We start from the raw sequence: 20,870 nt of genomic DNA on the forward strand, positions 1-20,870 counted from the left end.
TCAGTGCTCCTTTTCGACAATGATGGCGACGGGACCGCCGCCGGGAGGCCCTTGATGTTCGGCGCCGCCGGAGACGTAGAGATCCGTGATGCCGAAGAAGCCGGCGAGCACGCCGCCGACGAAGGCGCGCGCATGGCGCGTGCCTGAGATATCGGAATCGTCCAGCATCGTATGGCGCTTGCCACGAACCTTTCCGGTGGGATCCGGTTCGGCCTTGGCGAGAACGGCAGCAAGGCGGCTTTTGGCCGGCAGGCGCTCGTATGCCTCGCGCACCGCGGCTACATCGATGGCATCACGCATCACCGCGTGGTCGATCGCCAGCGGCCCCGACCATCGATCGCTCATGCCGAGCACGATGATTTCGTGATCCGTCAATTCAACGCCGGCCGAGGCGGAGGCGCGGCGCGAGAAGAGCTCATGGCTGTGACAGATGTCGGTGTCTCGGAGCGCTCCTTCGTCGACCTCGCCGAGCGCGGCCGCCACGCCGAGCGCCGACGCGCCGCGCGACAGGCTCATCGATTTCAATGTGTCCCGGGTGGCGAGTGTCTTTCCCTCGGCCTCAGCCGCGCTGATTCGGCTGAGCGTGAGGAGCGGGCATTTGATCTGCACGAAATGGACGTCGCTTGGGTCGTCGATGCCGGCGTCACGCATCGCTACGCGCACAGCTTCAGCCACAAGCAGAACCTGTTCGCGCCGCCCGAGATGTTGGGATGGCAGCGAAGGCGTGCGCGCGACCCCGATCGCCAGCGCGCGTTCGGCCGGCGCATCGACCACTTCTCGGGTGAACACCGTCCAGTGCGGCGAGAGCGCCCCCTCCGTCCCTCCGGACATGACGAACGAGACGCCATCGGCGCCGTGATGTCGAAAGAGTGTTTCGAAGCTGCGGGTAGCAAAGCCGCGGCTGAAGTCGTTAACGCAGCCATTGCCCTCGGTCTTGCCGAGTATAGCCACGACATTCTTGGCCGCCAGGCCGTCAGCAAGAAGCGATTCGACGCCGGAGGTATCGTCCGGCCCTTGGGCGGCGACGCGATAGACATGGGCGCGTAGTGAAGGCATCAGGGCAATGCCTCGATCAAGGCCTGGGAATTGGAGACCGAACCGAAAACGCCGCCCTGCATCTTCACCATCTTGATGGCGGCAAGGTGATTTCCGTAATCGGTCGCGCCGCAGCAATCCTCGAGCAACAGGCATTCGAAGCCCCGGTCATTCGCCTCGCGCATGGTGGTTGAGACGCAGACGTCGGTCGTAATCCCGGTCAGGATGATGTTTTCGATGCGCTTCTGGTTGAGAATCAGCTCAAGGTCGGTCGCGCAGAAGGAGCCTTTGCCCGGCTTGTCGATGATTGCCTCGCCTTCGATCGGATAAAGCTCGGGAATGATGTCCCAACCGGCTTCTCCACGCACGAGGATACGGCCGCAGGGGCCGCTGTCGCCGATGCCGGCGCCGATGCGTTGCGAGCGCCATCGCTTGTTAGCCGGCAAGTCGGCGAGGTCAGGCCGATGACCCTCCCGCGTGTGGATTATGTGATAGCCCTTTGTACGCATGGCAGCCAGGACGGCCTTGATCGGCTCGATCGGCGCCTGGACCAGCGAAAGGTCGTAGCCCATGTGATCGACATAGCCGCCCCTACCGCAGAAATCCGTCTGCATGTCGATAATGATGAGCGCTGTGTTGTCCGGTCCGAGGGCGCCGTTATAGGGCCAAGGATAGGGATCGGCGTCGATATAAGTCAGTTTCTGCCCGTTGGCCGCGGCTGCGAGACTATTCATGGCTGATCTTCCTATTTGGTGAGCGAAAGCGCGCCGGGAGCGCCGCAAAGCGCACGGGTGGGCGAGGATGTGATGATCATGATGACGAGCGTCAGCACGTACGGAGCGGCATAGAAAAGATAATATCCCTGCGTCACGCCGACGGACTGCAGAGCTGGGCCAAGCGCGCCGGCGCCGCCGAAGAGAAGCGCGGCGACGAAGCAGCCGATCGGGTTCCAGCGGGCGAAGATCACCAGCGCCACGGCCATCAGGCCCTGTCCGGAGGAGATGCGCTCGTTCCAGGAGCCTGGATAGTAGAGCGATAGATAGGCGCCGCCGATCGCAGCCAGCGAACCGCCGACAGCGGTTGCCAGCAGCCGGACACGATCGGGGTCTATGCCCATGGCGCGCGCCGCGTCCGTGCTGTCGCCCACGACGCGCAGCATGAGCCCGATCTTGGTGTTCCTGAATGCCCACCAGAGGACGAGGGCGAGGACTGCACCGAGAATGAAAAGGGTATTGATGTTCAGGGCTGCCCGTACAGGCTGCAGGTTTGACCAGAAACCGAAGGGGATCGCCGGTAGGCGCGGCGCGACAGGCTGTATGAAGGACTTGCCGAGAAAGAAGGCAAGGCCAAGACCGAACTGCATCATGGCGATGCCGATGGCGATGTCGTTGACCTTCGGCCATTTGCAGATCCAGCCGTGCACAGCGCCGAAGATCGCCCCGCTCGCCATCGCGGCGAGCACGCCGAGCCAGGGGGAGCCGCTCATGACGGCGAAGGCATAGGCGGTCATGGCGCCGAAAACGAGCGTGCCTTCAAGGCCGAGATTGATGCGGCCTGAGCGTTCGGTGATCGTCTCGCCGAGGCTGACGAATATGAAGGGCGTCGAGACGCGGATCGCGCCGGCCAGAATGGCAAGGGGCACGCCCCAGAGACCGATTGCGGCATCGTCCATCATGCGCTCCTTTTCCAGAGATCGGGATTGAAGATCTTGAAGCGGCCATAGAAGGTTTCGCCAAAGAGGATGACGATGAAGAGCGTGCCCTGCAGAACGAGCACGGTCGCGTCGGGCAGGCCCATGCGGCGCTGGATCAGGCCGCCGGACGCATCGATGCCGCCGAGAAAGATGGCGACCGGGATGATCGCAAGCGGATTGTGACGCGCCAGGAAAGCGACGAGGATGCCGGTATAACCATACCCGGCGGCAAGCGAGGCATTGGCGCTGCCCTGGACCGCGGCGACCTCGATCATGCCGGCAAGGCCGGCGAAGCTGCCGGCAATCGCCGTGAAACCGGCAATCAGCCGTCCCACGGGCAAACCCTGGATCTGCGCGGCGCGAACATTGCCGCCGGCGATGCGGGCGGCGAAGCCATAACTGGTCATCTCGAGCAATATCCACGAGCCTACACAGGCGACAACGCCGATGACGAGGCCCCAATGCACCTCCATGGCTGGAATATTGCCGAGCATATAGTCGTGAGGCAGCGGCTTGGTGGAGGGCTTGTTGAGGCTTGCCGGATCGCGCAGCGCGCCTTCAACGAACTGGTTCATCAATGCGATGGCTATATAGGCGAGCAGCAGTGAGGAGATGGTTTCGTTGACGCCGCGATAGTGGCGAAGGAAGCCGGCAAGACCGATCCAGATGCCGCCGATTGTCATGGCGGCAAGCGCCATGAGGACAAGAACGATAATCGGCGGCAACAGGCCTATGATCGGCAGTGCGATCGCCGCGGCCGCCACGCCGCCGAGAACGACGGCGCCTTCGCCGCCAATGATGACGAGGCCAAGCCTTGCTGGCAGCGCGACGCAAAGCGCGGTGAGTAACAGCGGGGAGGCGCGGCTCAAGCTGTTCTGGATGGAAAACCAGCTGCCGAAGCCGCCGGCGTACATGAAGCGAAAGAGGTCGGCCGGCGATTTGCCGACCGACAGGATGAATAGGGAGAACAGCGCGAGGCCTGCCAGGATCGCGCCAAGCGTGATCACCACAGGCTCGGCCCGCCGCGCGAGCCATTCGATGGCCGGGCGCAGCTGCGTCCGCCGCTGCTGAACGATGGACAATGCGGGCTCATTGATTTCAACCGTCATGACGGTGCTCCCTCGGTAATCAAGCCGTGGAGCCAACGACGCCTTCGACGAGATAATTCATGCTTTCGAGTTCGATCGCGTCCTCGGCGAAGCTCTTGTCCGCAGTGATGACGGCATTGCCCTTGTTGTCCTTGATGGGCCCTTTGAAGACCGAGAATTTTCCGGCCATCATCTCGGCAAGTGTCGCCTCGAATTTCTTGCGGGATTCATCCGAAACGCCAGGGCCGAGCGGGCTCATCTTGACGAAGCCATCCTTCAGTCCACCGCGAACGAAATTGCCGAGCGTTCCGCCAGCTTGTGCCTTCTTGACGAAGTCGGAGTACACATTCCCCCAGGCCCACTCCGCGCCAGTCAGATACTTCGCGGGAGCAAGGGGGCTCTGATTGGCGTGATAGCCACAGACGAAGGCACCGCGGCCGGCGGCGGTTTCGACGACGACCTTCGGGCTGTCGACATGGCAGGTGATGACGTCCGCCCCTTGGTCGATCAGCGCGTTGGTCGCTTCGGCTTCCTTTACGGCCAGTGACCATTCACCCGTGAAGATCACCTGGCAGGTGATGGCCGGATCGACGGAGCGCGCACCGAGCAGAAAGGCGTTGATGTTTTGCAAAACCTGCGGGATCGGCTTGGCAGCAACAAAGCCGATCTTCTTGCTCTTCGTGGCATAGCCGGCGGTCACGCCGTTCAGATATTGGCCCTGGAAGATATAACCGAAATAGGAGCCCGTATTGACCGGGTTCTTGCCGGCCTGCCAGAGGCCGCCGCAATGGCGGAACTGGATGTTGGGATATTTGGCGGCCATGGCCAGCATATGCGGATCGAAATAACCGAATGACGTCGGGAAGATCAGCGTTGCGCCGTCAAGATTAATCATCGATTCCATCGTCTTTTGAACATCGACGGTTTCAGGGACGTTTTCTTCCTCGACCACGGTGACGCCAGGGAGCGCCTTGACGACGGCAGCGCCTTCGGCATGGGCCTGGTTGTAGCCATAATCATCTTTTGGGCCGACATAGATGAAGCCGACGGTGAGGGCGGTCTGGGCATGGGCGCGAGATGACAGAAGGCCCGGCGCGACACTGGCAAGCGCACCTGCGGCCGAAGCCCGGAGAAAGTTGCGGCGATTCATGTGAAGGAGTGTCGTCATGGAATGCTCCTTGGGGCGGGAGCCCGGTTCGTAAAAAAGATCACATCAAAGTGTATGCAATCGCTATGCCAGATATTAAGTTAATGATATTACTGTAATAAAATTCCATCGAAGTTCTGATCGCCGAAAGTGGATGCAGATTTTCTTGGAATAATGCCCTTAAATAAGCAATGCACTTTTTTTGATCTTTATTTTGAAAGCCGCGCCGCGATAATCAATAGGATCGAGTTCTTCTTTTGAAAAAATATCATTTAAAGACAATATATTAAATTGATGATTGACTTTAGTTTGTTCGTGCGTACATCTGTATGCACGAACTGAGGGATTCGCCTATTTCTTTGAAGCAGATCAAGCGTAAGGACGTTGTGAGGCCAGGAACGACCGTCGAGCAGATGGTGCGGGCTCTGGCCGATATGATCGTAACCGGGGCGCTCCTGCCGGGCGAGAAGCTTGACGAAATCACACTCGCGGCTCGTTTCGAGGTATCACGAACCCCGGTTCGCGAAGCGCTGCGCGAACTTGGCGCGATGGGTCTCGTTGGTCGTGAACCGAACCGCAGCGCCGTCGTGACGAATGTTAGTGGTGCCTATCTGCATTCGATGTTTGAGGCAATGGCGGAGCTCGAAGCTATTTGCGCGCGCTTATCGGCGGAGCGAATGACCATCGACGAACGTCGCGCCCTCGAGCGTCAACATCGCGCTTCCGCCCGGCTGGTGCGCGCCGGGGCCGAGGAGGATTATGCCACATACAATGTCGAGTTTCACAACCAGCTCTATCGCGGCGCTCATAACGACCATATCCTTGAGCTGGTGACGCAAACGCGCGCCCGGCTCGCTCCGTTCCGTCGCGCGCAATTCCGCCTTCCCGGACGTCTCGCCAAGTCCTTCGATGAGCACGACATCATCGTCACCGCGATCATGCGCGCAGACGCTCAGGCGGCTAGACAGGCGGCTTATTCACATGTCGCCATCGTCAGCGATGCCAGCGTTGTTTTCGCCGAGCAGCGGTAGTGCCTTGAAGCTGCGGCGACGTAAATGCTGTTGCCCGATTTTACCCAATTGATCGGCCAGGTCGGGATCGATGACAAGACCGCTCGACGGTATAACCGGCTATTTGAACAATTGCTCATCATTCAGCTGCAAATTATCCCCGCATCGTGATCAGCGGCCGCAATACGCCAGCGACAATGATCTGGATTTCATCGCCGATACGGGCAGAATGAACGGGAGAGGCTGTCCAATTGGGAGGTTTGCGCGTTCAGCATGGCTAGGCTAGCGTAGGATAGGGCGATTGGACACCTTAGTGGAGATGAAACGATGTTCACTCACGTCATGATTGGAAGCAACGATTTGGAGCGAGCGAGAAGCTTCTACGACGCCACATTCGCTGCACTGGGAGGCAATCCCGGCGAGATGGACGCGAGAGGCAGGCTGATCTATACCCATGAGGGCGGCCGGCTCATGATCACGAAGCCCATCGATGGCAAGCCGGCGACCGCGGCCAATGGCGGGACTATCGGCATAGCCGCCGCGACCCCCGAACATGTCCTTGCGTGGCATGCCGCCGGTACGGCACATGGGGGCATGGCGATCGAGAGCCCGCCCACGGAGCGTCCAAACGGGTCATTCGTCGCATATCTTCGCGACCCGGACGGAAATAAATTGACCGCGCGGACTGCGCCGACGAAGTGAAGCAGGTGTCAAGCAGCGCCTAGCAAACGCCGTGATCGATGCTCAAGAGGCGAATAGGCGTGGGAACGTCGCCTTCCGGCGGACCTCCGTCATGGCAGTATCGCGCCTTCCCTTTAGCCATTCCAGTCACCTTGGCGATTTCCTGAAAGCCGTCGATCGGGTGAGCGCCGGCTCTCAACTTCCCGATCGTTCCTAAACACGACGGCACATAGATAGAGTCGATGGTCGGACGTTACGGCGCGTCTGATATGCTCTCTGGTCCGACCAAGTGAGCTCGCGATAGCGCGAGCTCACTTTCGTGTTCCGATGTACCGGTCTACGAAAACATCCTTCCGAAGCCGGACACACGGCTCAGATCATACCCCACCGCCGATAGTCCGCCGTAAATTGCCGTCGCGACGCTGTCGTGTACGGGTATCCCATGTGCCGCTTCCAGTTGATCAACGAGCGAGGCGCCGGCGAGATTGGTACAAAATACAGCAATTGAATCAGGTTTTGACGGTGCGAGCTCGTCGACCATCTTGGAAATCTTTTCGCCTGTCACCTGACTGAAGCTAAAATTGTCTCGAATGCCTAAATGCCGTTCGCAGATGATATCGACCCCTTCATTGGCGAAGGACTTCACGATCGCGACCTGGACGTCGTCGGTATACGGGGAAACCAAGCCGATCCTTTTCTCATTTCGCTTACGCATCACGTCAAAGAGGGCAAGCACCGATGTAGACGCCTTCACGCCCGTTGCCTTGGTGATGCGCTCGCATAGATGACGATCGCTGTCGAGGCCGAGCCAGCCGGCACTGGTGCCGTTCCAGACGATGACATCGACCTTGGCGTCGGCCAGCAATTCGGCAGCCGCCATCATCGGACGATCGTCGAACTGGCTCAGTAGTGCGGCGTCGAGCCCGATCGCAGTGACCCGGAATCGGGAGAAATGCGCCGTCACGTCGGGCAGCTTCCGGAGCATGTGCATGGTCACGGGTTCAAGGACGGTATTGGAGGATGGAGTCAGCATCCCGATGCGAAGCGGTTTCACGGGTGTTTCCTGATGGTAGGGTTGATTATGCATGGATGGGCGGGCGGCCAATTTTCGGCAGAACCGTCTCAAAGGCCGCGGCCGCTGAAAGCACCGGCGCGTCACCGAGATGGGGACCAATGATCTGCAGGCCGATCGGTAGGCCATCGACGAGGCCGCACGGTACGCTGGCGGCCGGCTGACCGGTCAGATTGAAGGGCGAGGTGAAGGGGCACCATTCGTAAGGGACAATGGGCTTGCCGTCGATTGTCGACGGGCCATCCTGGTCCTTGGGGAAGGCAGTGACCGAGAGAGTGGGCGTCAAGATGAAATCGCAGCCGCTCATCACCTTTGCTATTTCATCGACGAAGGCCTTACGGGCGGTGATGGCATTCGTGGCATCCTCGAAAGGCCGTGACTCGGCAAGCAGATCTGTCACCGCCTTGGAGACGGGAAGCGACTTTTCTGTAAGAAGCTTGCGCATGCCGGTCAGGTCGGTTTCGAGAGCGACCATGGCCTTGAAGGTCGCGTGCACGGCGATTTCAGGCGGAACGCCGACCACCAACTCCAGTCCGCAGGCCTCGGCAACCAGCGCTACTGCCTTGTCCGTCGCATCCTTCAGTGCCTGTTCGATCGCCTGGTCATGCCAGGTCGGCCAGTAGAGCACCTTCGTGCCGGGGGGCAGTGGGGCGATGCTGGTCCAGTCGAGATCGGCACAGGGTATGGACCAGCGGTCGCGAGGATCGGGGCCGGCGATAACGGAGAGCATGAGCGCTGCGTCTGCAACGTCACGGGCGATGGGGCCGATATGTTCGATCGATTCCCAGCCCGAGACGCCTGGAAGCGAAATGTCGCGGCATCCCGGCCAAAGCGGTACGCGGCCCATCGCCGCCTTTATGCCGACCAGGCCGGACAGAGCCGCTGGCAGACGCACCGAGCCTCCGCCATCGCTGCCGATGGCGATGGGGCAGATACCGGCCGCCACGGCTGCCGCCGAGCCCGCGCTGGAGCCGCCTGGAGATCGTTCGGTGTTCCATGGATTGCCGGTGGCCGGAAACAGCAGATTGTTGCCATGCGCGCCAAAGCCGAACTCCGAGACATTCGTCTTTCCGAGAATAATGGCATCGGCCGCTCTCAGCCGTTCGACGACGATGTCATCGGCATCGGGGACATAGTCGGCATAAAGGTTGGATCCGAAGGTGGTTCGTATGCCCTTCGTCAGAACCAGATCCTTGATTGCGACCGGAACACCGGCGAGAGGGCCAACCGGTTCGCCACGGGCGATCCTGCCATCAAGCGCGTCGGCGGTCGCATAGGCTTCTTCGCGCGCAAGTGTCGCGAAGGCATGGATGATCGGCTCGACCCTGTCGAGAGCCATGAATGCGGCTTCCAGTATCTCGCGGGCCGAAACCGCGCCGGACGACACGCGCTGCGCGATCGTGCGGGCTGACAGGGTCGGGTATTCTTCGATAGGCATGGGATCCTCCTGCTATGAGAACGTTTCGTGCCGTGGCGATGCCGGGCGTGCGCTTGCCAGCAGCGAACGTTCGAGCGCTGCCGAAAGGCCGATGGACGGTTTCGGGTCCGGTCGGCGAAAGCTGCCGGCGGATGCCTTTTTCGGATTGAGGGCAAGGAGAAGCTCGGCCTGTTTGACGGCGGCGACGACGGATTCCACCACCGGCACCGGAATTCGGTCGCGAACGCGTGCCGCGAGGCCCGCAAGCGGCGCACCGGCAAGGATGATGGCGTCGGCGCCATCGTCTTCAATGGCCCTGAGCGCCAGTTCGATCAGCAGCCCTTCCTTTTCGTCTTGTATATTGGCCAGCGATGCGAATGGTCCATCCAGAAGCCGGATGCTTGCCAGCCTGTCGAGAAGGCCATGCATTGCCACGCATTCGCGAAACCACGGTCCGAGCGCGCGCGAAAAGGACACGATCGAGAAGCGCTGGCCGAGCATGCAGGCGCTGAGCATGGCGGCTTCGGCAAGGCCGATCACCGGGACCGGCATCAATTCCCGTGCGCCGGCGAGGCCCGGATCGCCGAATGCGGCGACGATGGCGACATCGAAAGTGCCTTCCCGTTCCGCCAGGACATCCAGGACGATGCCCGATGCGATCACGGCTTCCGCCCGTGTGGCGATATAGGGAACGCCGCGGGGCGCGGTCACGGGAATGAGCGTCGATCCGGCCGAGAGGAAGGGGTTTGCTGCCTGGACCAGAAGGTCCGTTACGTCAGTCGATATGTTGGGGTTGAAGAGCAGAATTCGGGTCATGATGGATCGCCTTCAGCCGCGCGATGACAAGCCACCAGATTGCCGTCGCCGCATGGTGTCAGGGGCGGCATGGACTGCGTGCAGGCCGGGAGTTCCACCGGGCAGCGGCCGGCGAAGCGACATGCGTTCGGGTTCGGATCGATCGGACTGGAGGCTGAACCTTCGAGCTTCGTGCGCTCGGAATTCCTCCGTTCTGGATCAGGAATGGCGTCGATCAGCGCCCGGGTGTAGGGATGGCGCGGATTGAAGTAGACGGACTTTGAGGGTCCGAATTCGACGATTCGTCCGAGATACATAACCGCGATCTTGTCGCAGAGAAGCCGGACGACGTTGAGATCATGAGATACGAAGAGATAGCTCATGTTTCGCTGCTTCTGCAGTTTCGACAAGAGATTGAGGATGAGCGACTGAACGGAGACATCGAGTGCTGATGTCGGTTCGTCGAGAACGAGAAGCTTCGGATTGACGGCGATTGCCCGCGCGATGCCGACGCGGGCTTTCTGGCCGCCCGACAGCTGGTGCGGATAGCGGCTGCCATATTCCCGCGGCAGCCCGACATCGTCCAGCGCTGCAAGCACCCGGTCGGCGATCTCCCTGCCGGTGCCGCCAACGAGACGCTTCAGTGGATCGGCGATCGCCTGAAACACAGTGAAGCCCGGATTGAGGCTTTCCGTCGGATCCTGAAACACGACCTGGATGTCCCGTCGCAGAGGCGATCCGCCGAACGCCTTTGCCGGAATCTTTCCGACTTCGACGCCGGAGAGCCTTATCCCGCCTTCCGTCAGATCGATCAGGCGGGCGAGCACCCGGGCGAGCGTCGATTTTCCGCAACCGGATTCGCCGACGAGACCAATGCATTCGCTCTCAGCTATTGTCAGGTCGACCTGGTCGACGGCGTGAAGCATTTTCCGGCGGAAGGTGCCGACGGGATAGCGTTTCGACAGACCGTGGATTTCAATGAGTGGCGAGGAGAAAGCGCTCATAGCGGGTGCCTGCAGCGGACGGAGTGATCACCACCGATCGGGCGAAGCGGGATCAGTGCGGTTTGGCAGTCCGGCTGTCGCCGGTCGCAGCGATGCAGGAATCTGCACGACGGAAGCTCGCCTCGCAGATCGGGCAGGCTGCCTGGGATAGAGGCCAGGTGCTCAAGCTCCGTCTCCGCCGTGGGCGTCGCGGCGAAAAGCCCTTTCGTATAGGGGTGTGCGAGATGTGATTGCAGTTCACCGGCCGGTGCGACTTCCACTATATGGCCGGCATGCATCACGACGATACGGTCGCAATATTCCCCGGCAAGGGCGAGGTCATGAGTGATCAGGATGGCCGACATTCTGGTCTCCCGGACAAGGTCGCGGATCAGATCCATGACGACCGCCTGGGTCGTGACGTCGAGCCCTGTCGTCGGCTCATCGGCGATCAGCAATGACGGAGAGCAAGACAGCGCCATGGCGATCATCACGCGCTGGCACATTCCGCCTGAGAGCTCGAAGGGGTAGGCTTCATAGCGTCGCTCGGGATCCGGGATGCGGACGCGGGCAAGGGCGGCAATGGCCGCGGCCTTGGCGTTTGCCCGGGAGACCGGGCCATGCCGCCGCAACACATCCTCGATCTGCCGCCCAACCCGCATGATCGGGTTGAGGGCGGTGCGTGGGCTCTGGAAGATCATCGACAGCTCGCGACCACGAATGGATGCGAGCGGCGAGGTCGGGCCGGCCAGATCGATCCCCCCGAATTCTATCCTATCCGCCTTGATCGCGGCATTGTCGTCGAGCAGCCCCATCAGGGCATAGGAAAGCACGGATTTGCCCGATCCGCTTTCGCCTACGATCCCGAGGATCTCTCCCTTTGGAAGGGAGAAGCTGACATCGTTGAGAACCTTCACGGTGCCCGATCGTGTCAGGAAATCGACGTTCAGGTTTTTTACTGAAAGCAGAGGTACGCTCACGTGCGCCTCCTTGGGTCGATAATGTCTCTCAGGCCGTCGCCGATCAGGTTGAAGCAGAAGACTGTGATGACCAGTGCCGCGCCGGGAAAGACGAAGGTCCACCACTCGCCGGAGAAGATGTAGGAGGCGCCCTCCGAGACCATGATGCCCCATTCCGGCGTTGGAGGCCGCACGCCGAGACCGATGAAGGAAAGACCGGCCGCGTTGAGGATCGCCCAGCCGAGATTAAGGGATCCCTGGACCATCATGGCCGGCAGGATATTGGGCACGATGTGAAACGCCAGCAGCCTGAACGGACGATTGCCGCCCATTCTCGCCGCCTCGACGAAGGTCATGTCGCGGCGGACATTGACCTCGCTTCGAGCGAAACGGCTATAGAACGGCAGATTGATGATGGCCGTCGCCAGCACGATGTTCTCGACGCTGTTGCCAAGGGCGGCAACGATGCCCATCGCCAGGACGAAGAGCGGAAACGCCATGATCGTATCCATGAAGCGGCCGATGATGGCATCCGTCCAGCCACCGAAATAGCCGGCGATCGCGCCGGTCGCCGTCCCGAAGACGAACGACAACGCGACGGCGCCGATCGCCATGCCGATGTCGAGCCGCGTGGCGATGGCAACCCGGCTGAGGATGTCGCGGCCTAGCGCATCGGTTCCGAAAGGATGCGCCAGGCTCGGCGCCTTCAGGGCCGCGGCCGGCTCCACCGCCAGCGGATCATAGGGTACGAGCCAGGGCGCCGATACCGAAACGAAGACGAAGAACAGCAGGATCAGAGCTGCGGCCAGCGTTAGCTTGTTTTCGCCGGCCATATGCCTGATATCTCGCCAGAAGGTGCTGGCCTGCATGTTTGATGAGGTGGTTTCAGCCATCGTAGCGAACCCTCGGATCGATCACGGCCGCGGCGAGGTCGACCATGAGGTTGAGGAGGATGTAGAGGATTGCCATCATCAGCACGAAACCCTGGACGGCGGCATAATCCGACGTGATGACGGCATTGACGGCATAGGCGCCGATCCCGGGCCAGGCGAAGACCTGCTCGACCAAGACATTGGCGCCGAGCAGGAAGGAAAAGACCATGCCGAGAATATTGATGACGGGCAGCATCGCGTTGCGTAGGCCGTATCCGTAGACGATCCTGGTTCGAGAGAGGCCCATGGCGCGCGCGGTGCGACAGAAATCGCTGGAAAGCGAAGCCAGCATGGAGGCGCGGGCGATGCGGGCGATCGGTGCTAGCGCGAACAGCCCTAACGAAATGGATGGAAGCAAGAGCTGAGAGAGGGAGGCCCAGAATGCCTGGATGTCGCCCGCCAGCAACGTGTCGACGAGATAGAGCCCGGTAATCGTCGGCGGTATCGAAAAATATGTGTCGTTCAGGCGACCGAGCGGTTCCGGCGCGATGCCAAGCCTGAAATAGAAGACATAAACCAGTCCCAGGGCGACGAAGAAAGTAGGGAAGGCTGCTCCGACAGAGACGATGACGCGGCAGAGATGGTCGATCGCCTTTCCCGGGCGTGTCGCGGCCGCGATGCCGAGCGGCAGTCCGATCAGCATGGCGAACATAAGCGCGCAGAGCGTTAGTTCGATCGATGCCGGCAGTCGCGTGACAAGATCCTGAAACACCGGCTGGCCGCTGGAGAGCGAAGTGCCGAGATCTCCATGAAGAAGGCGCGAGGTGTAATCGCCGAATTGATACCAGAGTGGTTTGTCGAGCCCGAGAGCCTTGCGAATCTGGGCAATGCTTTCGGGCGTTGCGGAGGATCCGGCATAATAGACAGCCGCATCGCCGGGCAGCGCCCGCGCCAGCAGAAACGTGACGACGACAACGCCGATGATGCTGGGGATCGCCGTCGCGATCCGCTTTGCAAAATTCAGGGCAATCTTCATGAACTCAATCTCCGCGCATCACGTTCCTAAGCAATTGGCCGATACGGGTTAGATGCCGGGGAGGTGCCGTCGAGGACGCCCCGGCCTCCGCGCTATTCTTTCGAGATCGACTTCAGGTCGAGGTGCGTGTGAAACCAGTAAACGTAGCCTTTGACGTTCTTCTGCATTGCGATGTCCGAATACAAATGGGCAACGGGCACGCGCGGCACGTCGTCCATGGCGATGGTGTTCATCCTGGTGATGATCGCGTCGTAGGCCGCGGGATCGCTTTCGAAGCGGGCCTGTTCAATCAGCTTGTCCAGTTCGGGATTCGAGTAGTTGGCCGTGTTGAACACGCTGTTGTTCTTGCCGTCATAGGTCCAGAAATAGAAGTATTCCGGATAGTCCAGCCAGCCGTAGAAATAGTTGATGTCCATCGGCATGCTCTTCGAACCCATCTTGGCGAACCATTCGGAGCCGGGCACCTTGTGGATCTCGATGGTGATGCCGATCTTCTTCAGCTGTTCCTGGATCAGCAGCGCCATCGGCTCCTGAACGGTCGTCTGGCTCATGTCGATATAGAGGTCGGACTTGAAACCGTCGGCATAGCCGGCGTCCTTCAGAAGCGCCTTGGCCTTGTCAAGATCGGTATTGTACTTGGAAGCAACCGGCCACTTCGGTGGGAAGGGTGTTGCCGTATCGGCGCCGAAGAGAGGTTCGCCGCGCTCGTAGAGCGCCTGCTTCATGATGCTGTCATAGGGAAGGGCATAGGCGATCGCCTGGCGGACGCGCTTGTCGTCGAAAGGCTTCATCGAGACATTGAGGTCGACGTTGAACTGCTCGTTCTGCATCAGCGTGCCGATGACGTTGACCTTGCCGGCGGCTGCAAGCTCGGCATAGTCCTTCGGCGGCAGTCCGACGGAGACGTCGACATCGCCCTTTTCCAGTAGGGCACGACGGGTTCCTGGCGAGGCGATCTCCCGAAGGACGACGCGCTTCAGCGCCGGCAGGGCGCCGGATTTCCAGTTGTCGAAGCGTTCGAAGACGATGCGGTCGCCGCTCTTCCAGCTGCCGATCTTGAACGGGCCGCCACCAGCATCGTTAAGTGAGGTCCATTTGAGCGCCCACGGGTCGTCAGCCGTTGCATGCTGGAGGGCGAGCTTCTTGTTGACGACATACGGAACCGGGACCGCAAGGTCTGGCAGTGTGAGCTTGTCGGCCACAGCGAGGGTGATCTTAAAGGTATGGGGGTCGATAACGGAGAACTGCTTGGGATCGGTCAGCGAGCCGGCCGCCATCTGCACCGTCGGAAAGCCGCCGACAGAGACGGCGCGGTCAAATGACCATTTGACGTCCTCCGCGGTCACCGGCGAGCCATCGTGGAAGGTGGCGTCTTCACGCAGATGGAAGATCAGAGTTTTGCCACCGTCCTGGATTTCCCAGCTCTTTGCCAGCTCGGGCTCGATCTTGGTCGCGTCGTACATGACCTTGCCATCCGGCAGGGTCTTCGTTCCATGCGTTATCAGCCGATCGTAGAGTTGCCACGAGGCCATCTGACTGAATTCATTCGCAGCAGGCGCCATGGCGTCGAGCGAGTTCGGGCCATGCTCCGCGACTTCGATCAGGACGTCTTTCGGGGTTTCTGCGTGGGCGGAGCTATTAAGCAGACCAAGCGACAAGGTCGCTGCGATCAGAAGGGATGTGCGGGAGCGGCAGGCTTGCATGCGAGCGATCGCGGATTTGCTTTTGGCCATGTTGGCGAAACCTTCTGCTGGTGTGACGGACAAACATGACTTGCAAGCAATATGCCAAATCATAAATTATTGAAAATATTATATATATTTACAAAGTGCATTATTTATGTAATTATCTGCATGCCCTCAATGTGGTCAGGATGCTTTAATTTTAGTCATCAAAGTGACTTGCTTAATTGCTGCTCAGTTGGATATCAGTGAGGCAGGCGCGACAATCATGCCCAAGGAAGCGGCCATGGACGAAGACGACGATCCGGCGACGAAAGCACCATATGCGGTGGCCATAAAGCGCGCCTCGCTGCATCATCACGTAGTCGACAAGTTGCGTGAGATGGTCAGCCGTGGCGACCTGCCTGCCGGCGAGAGATTGAATGAAGTCGCTCTTGCTCAGGCGATTGGTGTTTCTCGAACTCCCATGCGCGAGGCCGTGAAATTGCTCGCGTCCGAGGGGCTGCTTGAGCTTCTGCCAGGGCGCGGTGCCCGGGTCCGGCAGTATTCGGCCGAGGAGCTGTTGGATATGTTTGACGTCCTTGGCGCGCTCGAGCGACATGCGATCGAGATCGCGGTCTCCAGGATGACGCCAAGGGCGCTCGCGGAGATCGAGCGCTTGCATCATCAGATGGGCGAGGCCTATGCGAAGCGTAATCAGAAAGCGTACTTCAAGGCGAACCAAAAGCTCCATGCGCTGATTGTCGAGTTGGCGGCCAACCCGGCGCTGACAGCTACGCATACGACCCTGACCAAGCAATCGGTGCACAACAGACACCAAACACTGATTTCGGAGCAGCGATGGAAGGAGTCCGTGGCCGAGCACCAGGCCATCTTCGATGCCATCATAAGGGGAGACGTGTCGCAGGCGGGGCTTTTGATGCTGGATCATAGCCGTAAAACCGGAGCCGCCGTAGTGGATGCCGCGCGCGCCGCAAATGAAATCAGGATAGGAAGTGGTCGATGAACGCGCTTGATCTCGTCATCAAGAACGCCAGGGCGGCAACGGCCTCTGATGTCTACGATGTTGAAAAGGCGGAAAGATCATTCAGATCGGTCAAAACCTTGAAGGCGGGGCGCGTATCATCGATGCGTCCCGAAAATACCTCCTTCAGGGCGGCATGGACAACCATGTTCGCGTCTCTCAACGAGCGGGAAAGGGCATCGTCATGGCCGACAATTTCGAAGGCGGCACCTTGTGCGCATTGTTCGGCGGCAAATACGACGACCATGCCATTTTGCCTTCTGGAGAAAGGGCAGTCGCTTCGCAAAGCACTCACCACTCGGGTCTTGTCGCGAAACGGAATGACAACTCATCCGCGGCATGATCCTTTCGACGCAGGCTGCCCTTCCGCATCTCGGCCCGGGGGGAGTGATCACGATCGGCTCAGCCGGTGCGGATCGGATCGTCGGCGCGACGGGCACGGTCTACTTCATGACGAAATCGGCGCTGCAGTCTTTCACCCGGGGCTTAGCGCAGGAACTGGGACCGCGCGATATCACGGCCTATCTGATCCAGCCAGGTTCGACGGATACCGAGATGAACCCGGCGAATGGAGACTATTCTGAATTCCAGCGTAACCTCATCCCATTGGGCCGATATGGGGTGCTTTCGGACATCGCGGCGGCCGTCGCGTTCCTGGCTAGTCCCGCGGCAAGGCAGGTCACGGGTGTGATCCTTAACGTCGATGGCGGTTTGAACACCTGACCGCGGCGGTTCTTTCATGATGGTTGGCGACGCTTGCCTCTGAGCGACAAATCTTCCCGCTTGGTCGTCGCCAGGCATCTCATCAAACGTTGCTTGGGACTCGGCGGGACATCGTCTCGCTCCCCGCGATAGCACTCCCGCTGATGGTCTAGGCAGCCGCGAGACCGCCAGGTAGTCATGCACTGAAACATGCTTAGGGCGTGATTTGGCTGATCCTCCGATGTGGTTAAGCGGCTGGCGTTTGGCGATTAGGCCGCTATTGCCGATTTCTATCTGAAAAAGACCAATCGCGCATTTGCGTCAACTCACAGAGATACTTTCAACTTTTCGGAATACTTTGTCTTTCTTTCCTAACGCAGGAAAGATGAAGCAAAACGCGTTAAATCGAGACCATGGACAACATTAACAGGGCTGATCAAAAACCCCTGTGTTTTTAGGGGAAAGCGTTAATCCTGTTTCAACAAAGCCGGGCTAACTTTTCTCCTGATTGGGCAGGGCATGATGCGCCTGTGATCGAGCGGCGTCTCGATGGCTCACGGACTGCTTTTCTTTTAGAAATTTCACCTCGAGAGCTCCAGAAATACGGGTTTCGGCGAAGCGGGTTAGCGTTACGGCACCCCGAACGTAGGTGAGCAATTATGATTTTTTCTCTTCGCAATATACTTGTTGGAATTTTCCTTTTTCTCAGCGTCGCTCTGTGCGTGCTAACGGGATCTTCGACGCTTGATGCCTATCGCGATGCAGGTAAGTATGCCGACATCTCGAAGTTAACCATGCTAGATCGGGCTCTCTTCCAAACGCTTGCGAACTTCCGCAACGAGCGAGGCGATGGGTCGTCGCTCGCCAAACTTGAGCTTGGCGGGCAAGATGCAACGCTTGCCTTGTTAAGAACGGATAGGGGCATCGTCGACAAATATATGGCTGACGCGAAATCAGTCTTTGCGAACATTGACGACCAGACGCTCAAAGCTCCGATTGCCGATGTCATGAATGCCTATGATCGGGTTGTCGAATTCCGCTCAAAGCTCGACAGCGAAGTCGCCAAGAAGCTTGCTGATCGCGATCCGACACTGCAGGCTACGACGCTGGACCTCGGTCAGCAGCTCTTGACCGCGTTGGAGGCAGGTTCGACCGCCATCGAAAGCCGGATCCGCACGAGTGATCCCTCAATGACGGCACTCATTCAGATCCGTGCACTGACATGGTACACGCGCGCGACGGCCGGTGCCGCAAACCTGTTGTTCGTCAACACGCTGGCCTCTGGAGAGGCAATGAAGCCCGAGGACGTCAGCAAGATCCAGCAATTCGATTACGCTGCGAGTTTCACCTGGGGACAAATCGGCACTCTGGTCAATCATCCGTCGACACCACAGGTCGTCAAGGACGCCTATAAAGTCAGCAGCGCGACCTATTTCAGCGGTGACTTCGCAGCAAAACATAATGCATTGCTTGCAAGATTCGCGGCCGGTGAGAAGAAGGCCATGCCCCTCGACGACTGGCGTCCGCTTGGCAACGCCACCCTTCTCACCATCACGAACACCACGGCGGCAGCCGCGGATGGCATGGTCGCCAAGGCATCCGCCAGCCAGAATGATGCATTCGTCAGCTTGATCGCCTATGGACTCACCTTCCTTGTTGCCGTGGTGCTGAGCGCCACGGGCATATGCGTCATCCTCCTTCGCGTCACGAGGCCCGTCGGCGCGCTAACTCGTTCCATGACCGAACTTGCCCAAGGCAACCTCTTGGTCTCGATCAGCGGCGTTGAACGGCGTGATGAGATTGGTGCCATGGCGCGTTCCGTACAGGTTTTCCAGCAGGCAGCCCTGCGCAACAAGGCGCTCGAGGCCGAAGCCGCCGAAGCACGCATTACATCGGAGAATGAACGCCTCGAAGTGCAGCGCCGAGCCGAAGAAGAAGCGGAAGAGAGGCTGCTGCAGGCTACGGGTTCGCTTGCGACGGGACTTCGTCATCTGGCATCTGGCGACCTGCGGTGCGAGATCGAAACGCCGTTGGCTGCGCAATTCGAAGCTCTGCGTCACGACTTTAATTCATCGGTCAGCCAGCTGCGCGCTGCCATGTCCCAGGTCGGCCAGGCTGCATCACTCGTTAACAGCGGCAGTTACGAGATTTCGCAGGCTTCCGATAATCTTTCCAAGCGCACGGAGCAGCAGGCCGCCTCGCTGGAAGAGACGGCAGCTGCGCTGGAAGAGGTTACGGCCAATGTTCAATCGACCTCCAAGCGGGCTGGCGATGCACGTGACTTGGTGCGCGGTGCTCGATCGCGAGCGGAAAACTCCAGCCAGGTCGTCAGCAATGCCGTCAGCGCCATGGGCAGAATTGAGCATTCGTCCAAGCAGATCAGCCAGATCATCAGCGTGATCGACGAGATCGCTTTCCAGACCAACCTGCTTGCGCTCAACGCCGGTGTCGAGGCCGCGCGCGCGGGCGAAGCCGGAAAGGGCTTCGCTGTTGTAGCCCAGGAAGTTCGCGAACTGGCCCAGCGTTCTGCCAATGCCGCCAAAGAGATCAAGGCCCTGATCGGCAATTCCGAAGCTGCCGTCGGCGAGGGCGTGAAACTCGTCAACGACACTGGCGAGGGCCTCGCAGCTATCGCCGACTTGGTCCTGCAGATCAATCAGCACATGGATGCCATTGCCACCGCCGCTCAGGAGCAGTCCATGGGCCTGTCGGAGATCAACAGCGCCGTCAATCATATGGACCAGGCGACGCAGCAGAATGCCGCCATGGTCGAAGAGATGAATGCCGCCGGCGCAGGCTTGGCCGAAGAGAGCAAGCGTCTTGGCGAGCTTCTGAGCGCATTCCGCACAGGCGAAACCGAGCGCATGGAGCCGCGGGCGAGGCCCCCGGCCCGGCCTGCCTCAGCCCCGACAGCAGGCCGGCTTGCTGTGCGCACCGCTCCTGTCACGCAAGGCAATGCTGCGCTTAAACATCTTCAGCAGGAATGGTCGGAGTTCTGATCGGTTTGATGTGAGGAGAGGCACCGCGGCTCTAGCGCGGTTCAAGAAGCAAGGATTGCCCCGGACGTTTTGTACGGGGCATTTTCGTTTGGCCAATTCAGTGTTCATGTGTGCCGAGATTCACCCATCTCTGCATTGCACCGTGACCTCTGCGGATGCCGATATCTCTAACTCATCAATGGGTTCTCAGCCACTTATTGGATCAGCTTAACGCAAATTTCGGTCAACGCGCCGCGAAGCTTAACGCCCAAGGTGAATAACGGAGCAGTCGACTACTCGCGCCACGCGGTGCAGGAAAAGGAAGCAGGGATGATCGAATGGTTTGACACCATCCACCGTCTTGACGTCCGAGCAAGACCTTGCTCTTCAGCGGTGCGAATGACATCGGTCTCTTGAGGCGCCATGCTGACCGAATCCCGCAATGGGCGCTTGTCAGGTTCCTTTCAAGAGCGAGACGTTCAGGGTTTGAGCAACAATTAACTGCCTGCTCATCGGGCCGGAGAGCATTCACACTTCATCACGAGCCGATATGACGAACCTTGCCGCGAAAATCCACGCAGCAACGGACCAGCCACTTCATTCAATCTTTGGCTTCCGGAATCTGACGACGATCCTTTTTGTCGATAAGGCTCCTTTCGACCGGCTCATCGCTTCCTTGCCGCCATATTATCAGGA

At 59.7% G+C, this 20,870-nt stretch carries 18 protein-coding genes and 1 pseudogene; 5 read left to right on the forward strand and 14 right to left on the reverse strand.

All coding sequences use genetic code 11. The features are described 5' to 3' along the window. The 5 genes from FBZ99_RS30710 to FBZ99_RS30730 are packed head-to-tail and all read right to left on the reverse strand — an operon-like array spanning nucleotide 1 to nucleotide 4,984. A complete protein-coding gene (locus FBZ99_RS30710; RefSeq protein ID WP_145636643.1) occupies nucleotides 1–1,056 on the reverse strand; it encodes a ring-opening amidohydrolase in 1,056 nt (351 codons plus the stop codon). Then, nucleotides 1,056–1,769, reverse strand: a complete 714-nt coding sequence (biuH, locus tag FBZ99_RS30715; protein ID WP_145636645.1) for a biuret amidohydrolase — start codon at nucleotides 1,767–1,769, stop codon at nucleotides 1,056–1,058. Before biuH ends, FBZ99_RS30710 begins: the two co-directional genes overlap by 1 nt. Nucleotides 1,770–1,780: 11 nt before the next feature. Beyond that, nucleotides 1,781–2,707: an ABC transporter permease gene (locus FBZ99_RS30720; RefSeq protein WP_145636718.1), complete on the reverse strand. Its 927-nt coding sequence runs from the start codon at nucleotides 2,705–2,707 to the stop codon at nucleotides 1,781–1,783. After that, nucleotides 2,707–3,837, reverse strand: coding sequence for an ABC transporter permease (locus FBZ99_RS30725; RefSeq protein ID WP_145636647.1), 1,131 nt, complete (start codon nucleotides 3,835–3,837; stop codon nucleotides 2,707–2,709). The genes FBZ99_RS30720 and FBZ99_RS30725 overlap by 1 nt, the downstream gene beginning before the upstream one ends. A gap of 19 nt (nucleotides 3,838–3,856) precedes the next feature. Then, nucleotides 3,857–4,984 carry a BMP family ABC transporter substrate-binding protein gene (locus FBZ99_RS30730; RefSeq protein ID WP_145636650.1) on the reverse strand — a complete coding sequence of 376 codons (1,128 nt, stop codon included), beginning with the start codon at nucleotides 4,982–4,984 and terminating at the stop codon, nucleotides 3,857–3,859. Between the two features lie 308 nt (nucleotides 4,985–5,292). Here FBZ99_RS30730 and FBZ99_RS30735 point away from each other — a divergent pair, with 308 nt between their 5' ends. Next, on the forward strand, nucleotides 5,293–5,994 hold the full coding sequence (locus FBZ99_RS30735) for a GntR family transcriptional regulator (protein ID WP_145636652.1): 702 nt from the start codon (nucleotides 5,293–5,295) through the stop codon (nucleotides 5,992–5,994). A 306-nt stretch (nucleotides 5,995–6,300) separates the two neighbouring features. Then, entirely contained in the window at nucleotides 6,301–6,675 is a 375-nt protein-coding gene (locus FBZ99_RS30740; RefSeq protein WP_113331866.1) for a VOC family protein, read from the forward strand. A gap of 316 nt (nucleotides 6,676–6,991) precedes the next feature. Here FBZ99_RS30740 and FBZ99_RS30745 read toward each other — a convergent pair whose 3' ends face one another. From FBZ99_RS30745 to FBZ99_RS30780, 8 genes are all read right to left on the reverse strand, one after another. Beyond that, entirely contained in the window at nucleotides 6,992–7,687 is a 696-nt protein-coding gene (locus FBZ99_RS30745) for a maleate cis-trans isomerase family protein (protein ID WP_113421557.1), read from the reverse strand. A 46-nt stretch (nucleotides 7,688–7,733) separates the two neighbouring features. Further along, nucleotides 7,734–9,164 carry an amidase gene (locus FBZ99_RS30750; RefSeq protein WP_145636654.1) on the reverse strand — a complete coding sequence of 477 codons (1,431 nt, stop codon included), beginning with the start codon at nucleotides 9,162–9,164 and terminating at the stop codon, nucleotides 7,734–7,736. Nucleotides 9,165–9,176: 12 nt separating this feature from the next. Next, nucleotides 9,177–9,959, reverse strand: a complete 783-nt coding sequence (locus tag FBZ99_RS30755) for an aspartate/glutamate racemase family protein (RefSeq protein WP_113421552.1) — start codon at nucleotides 9,957–9,959, stop codon at nucleotides 9,177–9,179. Then, nucleotides 9,956–10,942, reverse strand: coding sequence for an ABC transporter ATP-binding protein (locus tag FBZ99_RS30760; RefSeq protein WP_145636656.1), 987 nt, complete (start codon nucleotides 10,940–10,942; stop codon nucleotides 9,956–9,958). The genes FBZ99_RS30755 and FBZ99_RS30760 overlap by 4 nt, the downstream gene beginning before the upstream one ends. Continuing rightward, on the reverse strand, nucleotides 10,939–11,901 hold the full coding sequence (locus FBZ99_RS30765; protein WP_113331795.1) for an ABC transporter ATP-binding protein: 963 nt from the start codon (nucleotides 11,899–11,901) through the stop codon (nucleotides 10,939–10,941). Before FBZ99_RS30765 ends, FBZ99_RS30760 begins: the two co-directional genes overlap by 4 nt. Further along, a complete protein-coding gene (locus FBZ99_RS30770; RefSeq protein ID WP_246661233.1) occupies nucleotides 11,898–12,773 on the reverse strand; it encodes an ABC transporter permease in 876 nt (291 codons plus the stop codon). Before FBZ99_RS30770 ends, FBZ99_RS30765 begins: the two co-directional genes overlap by 4 nt. Continuing rightward, nucleotides 12,766–13,788, reverse strand: a complete 1,023-nt coding sequence (locus tag FBZ99_RS30775) for an ABC transporter permease (protein WP_113352139.1) — start codon at nucleotides 13,786–13,788, stop codon at nucleotides 12,766–12,768. Before FBZ99_RS30775 ends, FBZ99_RS30770 begins: the two co-directional genes overlap by 8 nt. A 92-nt stretch (nucleotides 13,789–13,880) precedes the next feature. Beyond that, entirely contained in the window at nucleotides 13,881–15,521 is a 1,641-nt protein-coding gene (locus tag FBZ99_RS30780) for an ABC transporter substrate-binding protein (RefSeq protein WP_145636658.1), read from the reverse strand. Nucleotides 15,522–15,756: 235 nt separating this feature from the next. Between FBZ99_RS30780 and FBZ99_RS30785 the strand changes: the two genes are divergently transcribed. Beyond that, complete coding sequence (locus FBZ99_RS30785) at nucleotides 15,757–16,476, forward strand: GntR family transcriptional regulator (RefSeq protein ID WP_233788530.1); 720 nt, start codon at nucleotides 15,757–15,759, stop codon at nucleotides 16,474–16,476. Between the two features lie 52 nt (nucleotides 16,477–16,528). Here the strand turns inward: FBZ99_RS30785 and FBZ99_RS30790 are convergent, their stop codons facing one another. Beyond that, nucleotides 16,529–16,741, reverse strand: coding sequence for a hypothetical protein (locus tag FBZ99_RS30790; protein WP_113352136.1), 213 nt, complete (start codon nucleotides 16,739–16,741; stop codon nucleotides 16,529–16,531). Nucleotides 16,742–16,827: 86 nt separating this feature from the next. On the opposite strand from FBZ99_RS30790, the pseudogene FBZ99_RS30795 reads away from it, so the two are divergent. Both FBZ99_RS30795 and FBZ99_RS30800 read left to right on the forward strand, forming a co-directional pair. Next, nucleotides 16,828–17,217 (forward strand): annotated as a pseudogene (locus tag FBZ99_RS30795) (SDR family NAD(P)-dependent oxidoreductase); the annotation flags it as partial. Between the two features lie 638 nt (nucleotides 17,218–17,855). Further along, nucleotides 17,856–20,195: a methyl-accepting chemotaxis protein gene (locus tag FBZ99_RS30800; protein WP_145636660.1), complete on the forward strand. Its 2,340-nt coding sequence runs from the start codon at nucleotides 17,856–17,858 to the stop codon at nucleotides 20,193–20,195. Nucleotides 20,196–20,870 lie beyond the last annotated feature (675 nt).

The organism is Rhizobium sp. ERR 1071, assembly GCF_007828675.1.
Lineage (GTDB): Bacteria > Pseudomonadota > Alphaproteobacteria > Rhizobiales > Rhizobiaceae > Rhizobium > Rhizobium dioscoreae.